This is a genomic window from Variovorax sp. E3 (assembly GCF_016082275.1).
Taxonomy (GTDB): Bacteria; Pseudomonadota; Gammaproteobacteria; order Burkholderiales; family Burkholderiaceae_C; genus Variovorax.
Genome location: NZ_MOWM01000188.1, coordinates 1 through 13,207, shown reverse-complemented (window position 1 = coordinate 13,207; position 13,207 = coordinate 1). Strand labels below are relative to the sequence as shown.

At 69.0% G+C, this 13,207-nt stretch carries 10 protein-coding genes and 3 pseudogenes; 5 read left to right on the top strand and 8 right to left on the bottom strand.

From position 1 onward, the window contains the following. Positions 1 to 1,024: pseudogene (locus tag BMG07_RS36080) on the bottom strand (ankyrin repeat domain-containing protein); the annotation flags it as partial. Positions 1,025 to 1,215: 191 nt separating this feature from the next. Between BMG07_RS36080 and BMG07_RS36075 the strand changes: the two are divergent. Further along, on the top strand, positions 1,216 to 1,599 hold the full coding sequence (locus tag BMG07_RS36075; RefSeq protein WP_198088523.1) for a DUF4345 family protein: 384 nt from the start codon (positions 1,216 to 1,218) through the stop codon (positions 1,597 to 1,599). A 59-nt stretch (positions 1,600 to 1,658) separates the two neighbouring features. On the opposite strand, the gene BMG07_RS44485 is transcribed toward BMG07_RS36075, so the two are convergent. From BMG07_RS44485 to BMG07_RS36060, 5 genes are all read right to left on the bottom strand, one after another. Next, positions 1,659 to 2,204: a response regulator transcription factor gene (locus BMG07_RS44485; protein ID WP_198088522.1), complete on the bottom strand. Its 546-nt coding sequence runs from the start codon at positions 2,202 to 2,204 to the stop codon at positions 1,659 to 1,661. A gap of 221 nt (positions 2,205 to 2,425) precedes the next feature. Further along, entirely contained in the window at positions 2,426 to 2,836 is a 411-nt protein-coding gene (locus tag BMG07_RS43485; protein ID WP_269759743.1) for a hypothetical protein, read from the bottom strand. Then, positions 2,809 to 3,789 (bottom strand): triacylglycerol lipase, encoded by a 981-nt coding sequence (locus BMG07_RS43480; protein WP_269759742.1) that lies wholly within the window; start codon positions 3,787 to 3,789, stop codon positions 2,809 to 2,811. Before BMG07_RS43480 ends, BMG07_RS43485 begins: the two co-directional genes overlap by 28 nt. Beyond that, on the bottom strand, positions 3,759 to 4,367 hold the full coding sequence (locus tag BMG07_RS43475; RefSeq protein WP_269759741.1) for a hypothetical protein: 609 nt from the start codon (positions 4,365 to 4,367) through the stop codon (positions 3,759 to 3,761). Before BMG07_RS43475 ends, BMG07_RS43480 begins: the two co-directional genes overlap by 31 nt. Next, positions 4,364 to 5,380, bottom strand: coding sequence for a DUF4105 domain-containing protein (locus BMG07_RS36060; protein WP_198088521.1), 1,017 nt, complete (start codon positions 5,378 to 5,380; stop codon positions 4,364 to 4,366). The genes BMG07_RS43475 and BMG07_RS36060 overlap by 4 nt, the downstream gene beginning before the upstream one ends. Positions 5,381 to 5,543: 163 nt before the next feature. On the opposite strand from BMG07_RS36060, the gene BMG07_RS36055 reads away from it, so the two are divergent. Then, complete coding sequence (locus tag BMG07_RS36055) at positions 5,544 to 6,680, top strand: PD40 domain-containing protein (RefSeq protein ID WP_198088520.1); 1,137 nt, start codon at positions 5,544 to 5,546, stop codon at positions 6,678 to 6,680. After that, positions 6,587 to 8,734, top strand: a complete 2,148-nt coding sequence (locus BMG07_RS44480) for an amidohydrolase family protein (protein WP_307867248.1) — start codon at positions 6,587 to 6,589, stop codon at positions 8,732 to 8,734. The genes BMG07_RS36055 and BMG07_RS44480 overlap by 94 nt, the downstream gene beginning before the upstream one ends. A 59-nt stretch (positions 8,735 to 8,793) precedes the next feature. On the opposite strand, the gene BMG07_RS36050 is transcribed toward BMG07_RS44480, so the two are convergent. Together BMG07_RS36050 and BMG07_RS36045 are read right to left on the bottom strand one after the other, a co-directional pair. Then, positions 8,794 to 9,318, bottom strand: coding sequence for a hypothetical protein (locus BMG07_RS36050; protein ID WP_198088519.1), 525 nt, complete (start codon positions 9,316 to 9,318; stop codon positions 8,794 to 8,796). Between the two features lie 47 nt (positions 9,319 to 9,365). Continuing rightward, a pseudogene (locus BMG07_RS36045) lies at positions 9,366 to 12,073 on the bottom strand (GNAT family N-acetyltransferase). A gap of 204 nt (positions 12,074 to 12,277) precedes the next feature. On the opposite strand from BMG07_RS36045, the gene gspG reads away from it, so the two are divergent. Continuing rightward, entirely contained in the window at positions 12,278 to 12,685 is a 408-nt protein-coding gene (gspG, locus tag BMG07_RS36040) for a type II secretion system major pseudopilin GspG (RefSeq protein WP_198088518.1), read from the top strand. Positions 12,686 to 12,723: 38 nt separating this feature from the next. Next, positions 12,724 to 13,207 (top strand): annotated as a pseudogene (locus BMG07_RS36035) (type II secretion system protein GspK); the annotation flags it as partial.

Genomic DNA, 13,207 nt, shown 5'->3' with positions numbered 1-13,207 from the left:
GCCGCGTTCGCGCCGGCGGCCAGCAGGGCCGCGATGTGCGCGGGCGACCGGCGGCGGCGGATGGCCCAGAGCAGCGGCGTGCCCCATTGCGATGTGGGCGAACTGCCGGCGGGTTCGTTGGCGTCGCCCCCGTGCGCCAGCAGCAGCTTCAGCGCCTCGAGCGCGTCGAGGTCGAGCACGCGGTACAGCGCGTTCGAGCCCGTCACGCGCGCGCCGGCCTTCAGCAGCAGCTCGACGCAGGCCACGTTTTCGAGCGCGTGGTAGAGCGACTCGTTGTCGTTCGGATCGGCGCCCGCCTGCAGCAGCAGTTGCGTGAGTTCAGGGTCGTGGTTCTGGCCGGCGGCACCGTACAGCGCGGACAGGCGCTCGGCTTCGGCCGGGGCCTCGAGCGATGCCGGCGGCAGCGGTTGCCGGTCGATTGATTGGCGTCGGCGCCGGCGTCGAGCAGGAACCGGGCGCAGGCCCGCAGGCGTTCGGCATACGCGGGCAACTTCAACAGGCCCGAGTGCGTGACGGCCACGAGCGGCGGCAGCTGCAGCGGACCGCCCGCCCGGTGAACCCAGCCGGGGTCTTGCGCGGTCGCGCGACGCAGCGCGGCTTCATCGCCGATCGCGCAGGCCAGGTAGGGGTCGTCGCCCAGCAGGCCCGGGCTGTCGTCCAGCAGGCGAACGGCCACCAGGGGCCTGGAGCGGGCCGCGCCGCCGGCGATGTCGCCCGCGTACACGCAGCGCAGCCAGTGCAGCACCGTCTTCGCCGGATCGTCCGCCTGCGCCCTGCGCGCGAGCACGAAGCCCTGCAGGTCGGCCCACGAGGCGAAGCCGTATTCGCGCGCGATGCACGACTGCGCGTCGTGCAGCCGCAGGCCGAGTGCGGTGATGGCGGTGTCGCTCTTGCCGGCGGCGGCGGGCAGGGCGTCGCGGAATCGCGCGGTGGCGCCGGGGTCGCTGCTTCGATAGAGCGCAAGCAGTTCCTTGGCTTGCTTCTTCAGATGGCCCAGGTCGGGCCGGGCGGGAATGCGCTTCATGAGTACCTCCGTGCATCAGACGCCGACGACCCGCAAATCCGGCTGCACAAAAGGCTGGTGGATGAGCAACACATGAAGGCAAGTGGGTTCAACCCTTCCCGCGGGCCCGGGCGCGGCTTGCAACCGCGGCCGGCATCTTAGCGCAGGCGGATGCGGCTACAGTGGCCCCGGACCCTTCAGGAGAATCAACAATGACAACGCAAGCCCCGCTGCTCGCCAGCCAGATCGTGGTGCAGGTCTGTCTTTTTCTCGTGGCCGCCATCGCCATGTTCGGCGGTGCGCTGCAGATGGTGCTGGGCCAGCCCACCACCGAGCCTCGGCTGGACAACGTGCACCGCTTCATGGCCGGCGTGTACTTCTCGACGGGGGTGATCAGCCTCTGGACGGCGCTGACCATCCGCCAGCAGGGCACGCTGGTCTACCTGCTCGCACTGGGCGTGCTGCTGGCCGGCGTGGGCCGGCTGGTGTCGATCGCGAAGGTGGGGTTGCCGAAGCCTTCGGCGGTGTGGCTGGGCTATCTGGTGCCGGAGCTGGTGCTGCCGTTCGTCATCGCGATCGCGCACGCGCAGACATGAATGACGTGACGTGAGGCGCACGACCGCCTGAGCGGTGGCGTTTCAGCGGTGGCGTTTCTTCAGGCCCGCAGGCCGAGCGGGCTGGGTTCGGTGTCCCTGGCGACCATGGCGTCGTTGGTGGCCATGGCCGACGGGTCGTTGCTGCCCGTGCGCCAGATCAGCAAGCCCTGGTTCATCGCCTCGCGGATCGCCTGGGTGCGCGACTTCACGGCGAGCTTGCGGTACAGGCTCTTGACCTGTGCCTCGATGGTGTTGATGGAGCGGTGCGTGGCCTCGGCGATCTCGCGGTTGCTCCAGCCGCGCGAGATGAGCCACAGCACTTTCAATTCACGCGTGGAGAGCAGCGCGCTCGACTCCGCCGGCGTGAAGTGCTGCATGGCCTCGACGTCGTCCGCCACGTTGGCGGCCTGGGCCTGCGCGGGGAATGCGATGGGCCGCAGAATCTCGTGCGCGACGCGCGCGGCCGTCGATGCGTCGCCTTGCTCGATGGAGCGCAGCAGCGACGACAACTCCGACTCACTGGCCTTCGTGAACAGGTGGCACAACGCGCCGGCAACAGCGGCGGCGCTGACCGTGCGTGCGTCGGTCTCGCCGTGGCCCGTCACCAGATGAAGGTCTGGCGGCGGCCTGTGCGAGGCAACGTTGTCGAAGGAAGGAGAGGGCGGCATCTTGGAACGAATCGCTCGGACGAAAGCGGCAGCCGCGGGAGGCGGGATGCACACCAATCAAAGCGAGTTCGATCGTAAGAATTAAGGCCGCAACGCGCAGCCTGTTTCGTGGCGTGGATGTGTTCTTCATCACATCCGCGCACAACGAGTGGCCGCGATCAGCGCGAAGGCGAAGGCGCGGGCGCCGCGCGCAACTGCTCCTTGAGAATGCGCCGGATCTCCAGAATGGCCAGCGGGTTCTCCTGCACGCTGTGCTGCGACGGGATCACCAGCTCCGACGCGGCGCCCTCCAGGTGCGCGCTCTCGTAAGGCACGATGCCGTCGCTCGACAAGGCCAGCGCCACGCCCGGCGTGTCGTTGCCGATGATCGAATGAAAGCGCACGCGCGGGTTCATCGGCAGCCTCGACGACAGCCGCACGAACGGGTCGCGGTCGCTCAGGTTGTCGATGCTGTTCGGAATGCGCAGCGGCCCCAGCTCCTGCTTGCCCGGCGCGATGCGGATCAGTTCGCGCGAGATGTCGCTCAACTGCCCCAGCATCGTCACCGGCAAGGTGATGAGGTTGGCCACCCAGCGCGAGATGCGGTTGTTGGCAAAGTCGGTGCCGCGGTGCGGCGAGGCGATGAAGATGGCGTCGCTGACCTGCGGCAAGGGCTCGAAGCGCAGGTAGGGCGCGAGCCGCTCTTCGATGCGCTGCTGCTGCGCGCCTGCATCGGGTAGCTTTCGAGCAGGGCGTCCCACAGCTTGTCTTCCGACGACGACACCATCAGCCGCGACAGCACGCCGCCCATGCTGTGGCCGATCAGCGTGATGTTGTTGGAGGCCTTGGCCTTGCCGCCCGGGTCGAAATGCGCGAGCGTTTGTTCGACTGCTTCGCGGATGGCCAGGTTGTTGATGGGCAGCGGCGCGTTGGTCGGGTAGTACACCTGCCAGATCTGGTAGCCGCGGCGCAGCGTCTCGTCGCCGAGCACTTCGTTGGCCACGTTGATCCACGCCTCGGGGCTGCTGGCCAGGCCGTGCAGCATGATGACCGTGCGGCGGTTCGGGTCGTAGGGCTGCATCAGGTAGATGCGCGGCCGGGTCAGGCCGTCGGCGCTGCCGAACAGGCTGCGCAGCGACTGCAGCGCGAAGTCGGAGCGCGCGAGCCACAGGCCGTAGCCCGAAGTGAAGTTGGCGGCCAGCGGAATGTCCTGTCCGCCCAGCTGCACCGTCGAGGTCTTGTACGGGTCGAACACCACGATGCGCAGCGCATGCGTGGCCAGCACCTGCTGCAGGTCGGCGCCTTCGAACTTCAGCACGGCGGTGAGCGCGGGGTAGGGCGTTTCGCGGTAGGGCGGCGCGTTGGCGCCGTAGGCGGGCTCGTTGGTCACCGCCACCAGCTCGGCGCCGAAGCCGTCGCGCCGGTAGATGTTGCGCAGGCCCGAGAAGGTCAGCGAGGCGGCGGGAATCAGCTCTTGCGGCAGGTCCACGCCCGGCGGCAGCTTCAGCGCCGTCACGTCGCTGTCGATGCGCCAGCCTCCCACTTGCGGAATGACCGGCGGGGCCGCGTCGCGGTTGCGCTTGCTGGTCTTCTGGTAGCTGCTGTAAGGCCGGTGATGGCCTGCTGCACCGCGTAGTTGTAGTAGTCGCGGACCTGCGTCTGCCGGTCTTCGAAGGCGCGGTCGCGCGGGTTGCGGGCGGTGAAGAAGAGGTAGGCGTAGGCGTGGCGCGCGGTTTCCAGCCAGGCCTCGATGGCGGTGGTGTCCGCTGCGGCGGCGCGCTCGGCGGGCACGCCGCCTTTCTCGGCGGAGAGCGCGACCTGCAGCCACACCTCCGACAGCGCCGACAGCCGCTGCTCGTCGGTGATGCCCGCCGAAGCGGCCAGCGCCTGCCGGCAGGCGCGGCCGTCCTGGCGGCAGAGGTCGGCGTCGGAGCCGATCACGCGCAGCACCTCTTGCGCCGAGGTGCTGAGCTTGCCGGTGGTCAGCACGTCGCCACGGCGCTGCGCGAGGTACTCGGCCGGAGAGATCGAGCCCACCTGCACGCCCGCGCAGCCGGCGAGCAGCGCGGCGCCGCACAGCAGCAGCATCAGCATCAGCACGGAAAGGCGCATGCGCATCACGGCGTCGCCTTCGGCTCGACGCCCGGCATGCCTTGCCGGATCGCCTGCGAGAAATCGGCGCCCGGTGTCTTGTCGGCAGCAATGGCGCGGTCGGTGATGCGACCGCCCGCGCGCAGGGCCGCCATGTCGTAGCCCGGCGTCAGGCCGCCCACGTCGTACAGGTAGTCGGGCAGGTAGCCCGAGGCCAGCAGGCGGTAGTCCATCGGCAGGCCGGGCACGATGCGCTTGGCCAGTGCGTAGACGATGGTGGTGCAGTTGGCCGTGAGCGTGTTGTAGAAGCTGGGCGCGCGCACCAGTGCGTCGGCCTCGCCGAGGTAGGCCAGGAACAGCGAGCGCGCTTCGGCCTGCGGCAGGCGCACGCGGTACATGTGCACGTCTTCGCCGCGCACGTTGGTGCGCACGCGCAGGATGTCGTGCTCGTCGGCCGCGATCAGGCTGGTCTCGAACTGCTTGAAGAAGCCGCCGACCGACGAGAAGCTCTCGCCGCGCTCCTTGCGGATCTCGATGGAGAAGGTCAGGAAGCGGCCGTCGTCGAAGCCGAAGGACACCAGCGTGTGCGCGATGGCGGGGCCGGTCCAGTAAGAGAGCGCCACGTCGACCGAGCGCAGGCGGTCGAGGTCGTAGCGGCGCGTTTCCCAGCGCTGCGTGTAGTCGGTGTCGCTGCGCCATTCGAAGTTGCGCACGTTGTCCAGCGTGACCACGCTGCCGTCGACATGGGCCGTGAGCTGGCGCGCCACGTCGTCGGCCCATTGGCGGTTCTGCGACGGCAGGATGGTGCTCCACCACGCGAGCAGCATCGCGAAGCCGACGATGTACGAGAGCAGGGCGCGCGGGGCCTTGGCGCGCCACACCAGCGCGATGGTGGCGAGCGCGAAGCCGCCCCACAGCACGCCCGCGCCGATCTTCACGAACGAGGGGCCCTGCAATTGATACCAAAGTGCCAGCCCGGCCCACATGGCGGACAGCAGCACGGCAAGCGACGCCGCGAAGCGGCCCAGGAAGCGCAGGAACATTCGGACCTTCGAGAGTGAAGCGCAATTATCTCTATCCGTAACTGGTAAGCGGACTGTCAGAAAGCTCACACAAAGTGACTTGGCACCTTGCACTTGTGATGCGGCGTGCCGCTCATCCGCAGGCGAAGTTGCGGATAGAAAAATACCAACAGGAGACAGACTCATGAACATGCGAAAGCATGCGACGGCACTCGCACGTCCGTCGATTCCCCACCCCCACGTCCTTCACGCTTGCGGCTTGCCTCGAAAGGGCACGCGCAAGGCGGCACTCGCCGCCGTCGCGGCGGCCGCGCTGCTGGCCGCGGGGTGCAGCAGCGACGGGCGCGGGCCTGCCGTCGACGGCCCGGGGGCCGCGTCGTCGGTGGTGAGCGTGAACACGCTGCAGGGCTCGACCCGGGACGTGTCGGTGGAGTTCCACGAAGGCACCAACATGGCGGCCGCGCCGTCGCCCGACGGCAAGCGCATCGCGTTCACGGCCATGGGCGCGCTGTGGACCCTGCCCGCCTCGGGCGGCACCGCGACCCGCATCACCGGCTGGAACATGGAGCCGACCGCGCCCGTGTGGTCGCCCGACGGCAGCCTGGTCGCGTTCCAGAACTACGACGCTGAAGGCAACTACCACCTGTGGGTGACGCGGCCCGACGGCACGGACATGCGCCGCGTGACGACCGGCCCGTACGACGACCGCGAGCCCGCATGGACGCCCGACGGCAGCGGCCTGGTCTTTGCCTCGGACCGGGGCAACGATGGCCAGTACAAGATCTGGCGCGTGTCGCTGGCCGACGCGCGCTACACACCGCTGACCTCGGGCCCCGGCGCGGAAAGCAACCCGGCCGTGTCGCCCGACGGCAAGCAACTGGCCTTCGTGGACACGGCGCGCGTCTTCACGAAACAGATCGGCGGCAGCGAGGCGCCGAAGCTCGTCGGCGCCGGCACCATGCCCGCGTGGGCGCCGGGCGGCGCGGGGCTGGTGTTCCAGAACGACCGCAAGTCGCTGACCTTGGCGGGCAAGGACGTGGCACCCAACGAAGACTTCTTTCCGTTCCCCGTGCGCTACATGGCGGACGGCCGCTTCATGTACACCGCCGACGGCAAGATCAAGACACGCGGCGCGGCCGGCGCGACCTGCGCGAGGTGCCGTTCAGCGCGACGCTCACGGTGCGCCGCCCGGTCATCGCCAAGCAGAAGGACCGCGGCTTCGACACCATGGGCCCGCAGCCGGTGCGCGGCATCAGCGCGCCAGTGTTGTCGCCCGACGGGCGCAGCATCGCCTTCGTGGCGCTCAACGACGTGTGGGTGATGCGCATCGGGCAGGCGCCCGTGCGGCTCACCAACGACATCGCGCGCGACGGCAGCCCGCAGTTCACGCGCAACGGGCGCGCGGTGTATTTTTCGACCGAGAAGGACAACGCGGGCGCGCTGGCCATCGACCAGGTCGACATCGCGACGAAGAAGCGCACGCGGCTCGCGGCCATCCGCGCCAAGTCGATGGTCACGCCCAGGATGTCGCCCAACGGCGATCGCATCGCCTACACCACGGGCTCGGGCCAGCTCGAGGTGTGGGACATGGCCTCGCGCACGGCGCAGGTGGTCATTGCGCAGGTGAGCTCGCAGGTCAGCACGCCGCAGTGGCTGCCCGGCGGGCGCAAGGTGATGCTGGTCGACAACGAGCGCATGAACAACCGCTTTCGCGAGGGCTACAACAAGCTGCGCGTGATCGACGTGGCCGCCAGGACCGGCGTCTTCTACCCGGTGGCCGAAGTGCCGCGCCAGATCTCCGACCGCGAAGAGGGCGCCGCCGCCGTGTCGCCGGACGGCACCAAGGTGGCCTTCATCATGGACTCGGTGCTGCACGTGATGCCGCTGAACCCCGACGGCTCGCCGGCCGGCGCGGCGGTGGCCATCACGCGCGAAGCGGCCGACCTGCCTTCATGGGGCGGCGACTCGCGCACCATCCTCTACAAGGCGACCGACCAGCTCAAGACCATCCGGGCCGACGGCTCGGGCGCCAGGGACGTGCCGCTGAACCTCTCGTGGACGCAGGCCGTGTCGAAGGGCACGACCATCGTGCACGCGGGGCGCCTGTGGGACGGCAACAGCGCGATGCTGCGCAGCAACGTCGACATCGTGATCGACGGCAACCGCATCACCGCGATCCGCCCGCACGACGCGGCCTCGGCGCGCGGCGCGGCGAAGTTCGTCGATGCCTCGGCGCTGACGGTCATGCCCGGCCTGTGGGACCCGCACTTTCATCCGCTCACGCTGTACCAGGGCGGGCAGTTCGGGCAGGTGGCGGCGTCGATGCTGGCCTACGGCATCACGTCGACGCAGTCGGTCGCGGGGCCGCTGCACCAGAGCACCGAGATGCGCGAGGCGCTGGACTCGGGCAACCTCGTCGGGCCGCGCGTGTTCGTGTCGCCGCCGCTGTGGGAGGGCAACCGGCTCTTCTACAGCTTTGCGCGCACGCTGCGCACGCCCGAGGTGGCCGACCTGGAAATTGCCAAGGCCAAGGCGATGGGCGTGGACTACCTGAAGTCGTATGTGCGCGCGCCGATCCCGATCATGGCGAAGATCGCGCAGGCCGGGCTCGACATGGGGGTGCCCACGGGCACGCACATGCTCGCGCCGGGCGCGGCGGCCGGCATCGGCGGCACCACGCACCTGTCGGCCACGCAGCGCATGGGCTACGGCTGGTCGAAGTCGGTCGGCGGCTTCACCTACCAGGACGCCTACGACCTGCACGCGAAGGCCGACTTCCGGCTGGTCGACACGCTGTTCTCGTCGCTCGCCCTGGTGGGGCAGGACGCGGCCATGACCAGCGACGAGCGCTTCAAGCTGCTGATTCCGCCGAACTTCTTGACGGGCCTGAGCGGCACGGCGGCGCCGACCGACGCGGTGCTGCAACTCGCGCGCAAGGACGCCGAGCAATCGGCCAAGGTGCAGCGCGCGGGCGGCCTGCTGGCCATCGGCACCGACACGCCGCTGGTGGCGCCCGGCATCGCGCTGCAGACCAACCTGCGCGCGGCCGGCATGGTGGCGTCGAACTACCAGGCGCTGCAGGACGTGACCATCAACGCCGCGAAGATGAGCCGCGTCGACCGCGACTTGGGTACGGTCGAGGTCGGCAAGCTGGCCGACCTGGTGATGGTGCGCGGCAATCCGCTGCAAGACCTGAAGGCCGCGGCCGCCGTGGAGTACGTGGTGAAGAACGGCGTGAGCATGTCGCTCGCCGAGATCCTCGCGCCGTTCCGCACGCCGGTGGCGCTGAGCGAGCGCAGGAAGGCGGTGGTGGCCTACGAGCGCATGTGCCGCGCCGATCCGCACGAGTGCACCGACATGAACCACGCGGACTGAGTTTTCCGGACAGATCGACCGCTCGTTTGAGCGGCGATTTGTCTATCTTCTTTTTACGACTACTGGCTCGACCTGTTTGCTGCGCACAACTGGATTCGAGCGGCCCTGTCAAAGCCATTTCCGTGAGACCAATTGCCGTTGTAGCCCGTGTTGAAAAAGTAGGCGTAAGCCGCCTTCACCTCCGGCATGGGCGCATTGGCGGCCGCATAACAGTCGGCTTGGAACTCCGCATACTGAGGATGCGTGCCGGTGATCAAGTGACCAAGCGCCACATGGCCGTATTCATGGGCCCGAAAGAAACGGCAAACCAGCAGGCCCATCTGGTTGCAGCGGATGGGGTTCCAAACGATCGCGATCTGGCCGTTAACGTAGGTCGTGATCGCAATATCGTTGATGCTGGGGTCAGGGATTTCGGGCACCTGGGCTGATGCCATGCTGCCGTAGATCGCAAACGCGCCGCAGCAAGCAAGACACGCAAGTCGCCGGGCAATTTTCCCCATCGTCGTATTCATTTTCTTCTCCGTCTTTTTGAAGTCCTTCGAATCCTCGCCGCGGCACGTTAGCGTTTCGGCGGCGATTTGCATCCCCAGTTCTGGGGATGCCAAAGTGTTCTCGACGTGAAGAGTCCTGGCTACAGCATGTACGTCACGAGCTTGAAGTCCGGATCCTCGGGGAAGGACTTCACCGTGAACCCCAGCCGGCGCACCAGCTTCAGCATGTCGGGGTTGTTGGCGAGCACGAGGCCGTCGATCTCCGACAGGCCCTTGTCGCGCGCCACGTCGATGATGCTTTCCATCAGCCGCGAGCCGATGCCCTTGCCGCTGAACTCGTCGGCCACCACCAGCGAGAACTCGCAGCTGGTCTGGTCGGGGTTGGTGATGTAGCGCGACACGCCCACGATGCGCTCGCTTTCGAGCACGGCGCCCTCGGGCGACACGCTGCGCTCCATCACCACCGCCACCAGCGCCATCTCGCGGTCGTAGTCGATCAAGGTGAAGCGCGACAGCATCGACGGCGGCAGCTCGTGGAAGCGCGAGACAAAGCGGAACCACCGGCTCTCGGGCGACAGGCCCTGCACCAGCGCCTGCAGCATCTGCGCGTCGTTGGGGTGCACCGGCCGCACGATGTAGAGGCCGCCGCCCGTGCCCGGCAGCGGCCACTCGCGCCGGTAGCGCGCGGGGTACGGCATGATGGCCAGGTGGTGGTAGCCGTTGACCCCGTGGCCGGCCTGGCCCGCCACCGCCTGCGTGCTGCTCTCGACCACGATGCGCGCATCGACCGACACCGCGCCCGACTCGTCCACGATGATGGGGTTGATGTCCATCTCGCGCAGCTCGGGCAGCTCGCACACCATTTCCGACACGCGCAGCAGCACATGCTCCAGCGCTTCCATGTCGACCGCGCTGGCGCCGCGCCATTCGCCCAGCGTCTCGGCCACGCGCGAGCGCTCGATGAGCCGGCGCGCCAGGAACTGGTTGAGCGGCGGCAGCTCCATGGCGCGGTCGTTCATCAGTTCGATCATGGTGCCGCCCGCGCCGAACACGATGACGGGGCCGAAGGGCTGGTCGGTGACCAGGCCCACGTAGATTTCGCGGCCGCGCCGCGCGCGCACCATCTTCTGCACGGTCACGCCATTGATGCGCGCCTCGGGCGCCAGGCGCGCCACGCGCTCCATCATCTCGACGTAGGTGTCGCGCGCGCTGGTGCCGTTCATGACGTTGAGCGCCACGCCTTCGACGTCGGACTTGTGCGAGATGTCGGGCGAGTCGATCTTCAGCGCCACCGGAAAGCCCAGTTGCGTGGCGATCATCATGGCCTCGTTGGCGCTGCGCGCGAGCAGCGTGCGCGTGATGGGAATGTGGAACGACGACAGCAGCGACTTCGACTCCATCTCGGTCAGCACCTTGCGCCGCTCGGCCAGCACGCTTTCGATGAGCAGGCGAGCACCCTCGATGTCAGGCTTGGCCAGCGCCGACAGCGGCGGCGGCGTCTGCTGCAGCAGTTGCTGGTTCTGGTAGAAGGCCGCGATGTTGCCGAAGGCGCCCACCGCCGCCTCGGGCGTGCGAAAGCTCGGAATGGTGGCGTCGGCCAGCACCGCGCGCGCCTTGCCCACCGACGAATCGCCCATCCAGCAGGCCAGCAGCGGCTTGTTCATGGGCCGGGGAATGTCGGCCAGCGCCTTGGCCGTGGCGGCCGCGTCGGCGCCGGCCTTGGGCGAGAAGATGGCGAGCACGCCGTCGACCTGGCTGTCGGCCGAGGCCGCGTCGATGGCGGCGCGGTAGTGCGCGGGCTGCGCGTCTTCCGACAGGTCGATCAGGTCGGAGAGCGACGCGAGCGGGGGCAGCGTCGGCAGCATGAGTTTTGCGCGGGCGCGCAGAGCCTGCCCAGGTCGAGCCCGATCTCGTTGATCCAGTCGGCCGCCAGCACGCCGGGGCCGCCGCCGTTGGTGACCACCGCCAGCCGCCTGCCCACCGGCCGGTAGCGCGAGGCCAGGCACTTGGCGGCCGAGAACAGCTCGACGAAGGAGCGCACCCGCACCGCGCCCGCGCGGCGCAGTGCGGCGTCGAACACGTCGTCGCTGCCCACGATGGCGGCGCTGTGCGTTTGCGCGGCCTCGTTGCCGGCGGGCTTGCGGCCGGCCTTGAGCACCACCACCGGCTTGGCATGCGAGGCCGAACGCAGTGCGCTCATGAAGCGGCGCGCGTCGGCAATACCTTCGAGGTACACGATGATGCTGTGCGTGGCCTGGTCGTTGGCCAGGAAGTCGAGCACCTGCGGAATGTCGACCGAGGTGTGCGGGCCCAGCGACACCACGCTCGAAAAGCCCACGCCGTTCTGCCGCGCCCAGTCGAGCATCGACGCGGTGAGCGCGCCCGATTGCGACACCAGCGCCAGCGGGCCCGCCTTGGCGAGCGGCCCGGCCACGCTGGCATTCAGGTGCAGCAGCGGACGCTGAAAGCCCAATGAATTCGGCCCGAGCAGGTGCACGCCTTCGCGCCGCGCGATCTTGCGCCACTGGGCTGCCTGCTCGGCGCTGATGCCGCTGGAAATGACCACCGCCGCCGTGCAGCCGATGCGGCCGGCGATTTCGAGCGCGGCCGCCACGTCGCGCGGGGCCAGCGCGATCAGCGCGAGGTCGGCATGCGTTTGCGACAGCTCTTCGAGCGTGCCCTTGGTGCGCACGTCCAGGAAGCGCAGCGTGCCGTCGAAGCGGTCGGCGCGGAAGGCTTCGCGCAAGGTGCGGCCGGCGGGGGCCTGGCCGCCGGGGTCGTCGGCGTGGCCGACGAAGGCCGCGATGGAGGCGGGGGCGAAGAGCGGATTCAGGAAATGCTTGTCCATGCCCCCAAGTCTGCACCGATCGGGGGCGGGTGTGCGCGGCGCGGCAGGGAACTCCCGAGGATTTTCAATCGGACTGACATGCGGCACTGCGAGGATCGACGCGGTGAAAACCCTTGATGTCCTTTGTTCCGGGAGTGGAAGATGACCGCAGGTTCAACCCGTCGCCATGCAGGCAGCCGGCGCTTCCCCTTCCGGATTCTCCCGATGTGCCAGCGCGGTTTCACGCTCATCGAGCTGATGGTGGTGCTGGTGATCATCGGCGTGCTGGCCGCGCTGATCGTGCCCAGCCTGATGGACCGCCCCGACCAGGCCCGCGCCACCGCCGCCCGCCAGGACGTGGCCGCGATCATGCAGGCGCTGAAGCTCTACCGGCTGGACAACGGCGCCTACCCCAGCAACACGCAGGGCCTGCAGGCCCTGGTGGCCAAGCCCGTGACGGGCAAGGCGCCCGCCAACTGGCGCCCCTACCTGGAGCGCCTGCCGGCCGACCCCTGGAGCAACGCCTACCAGTACCTGAACCCGGGCACGCACGGCGAGGTCGACGTGTTTTCGCTCGGCGCCGACGGCGAGCCGGGCGGCGAGAAGGCCAACGCCGACATCGGCTCCTGGTAGGCGCCGTGGCTGCGACGGCGGGCAGGACGGCGGGCGGCGTGCCCGCCCCGCAAGACCGCCACCGGGGCATGGCGGTGGTGAGCGCGTTGCTGATCGTCGCGGTGATCGCGGCGATGGCGGCGGCGCTGCTGGGCCGGCAGTCGGCGTTCATTCGCACCACGCAGGGCGACCAGTTCCGCACGCAGGCGCGCTGGCAGTTGCGCGGCGAGGTGAGCCAGGCGCAGCGCACGCTGCGCGCCGAGGCCGTGCGCGAGCCGACCACGCGGCTCGACGGGGCGTGGAACCGGCCCTATGTGGGGCAGCTCGCGGGGCAGGCCTCGGGGCAGGTGGCGGCGGAAGGCGGCCGGCTGTTCAGTGAGATCACCGACGAGCAGGGCAAGTTCAACCTGCGCAACCTCGTGGACCGCGGTCGCCTCGACATCGCGGAGGCCGAGGTGTTCATGCGGCTGTGCGCGCTGGTCGGCGTGCCGAAAGCGCCGGCGCAGGCGATCGTCAAGCGCGTGGCGCTGAGCCTGGCCGGCG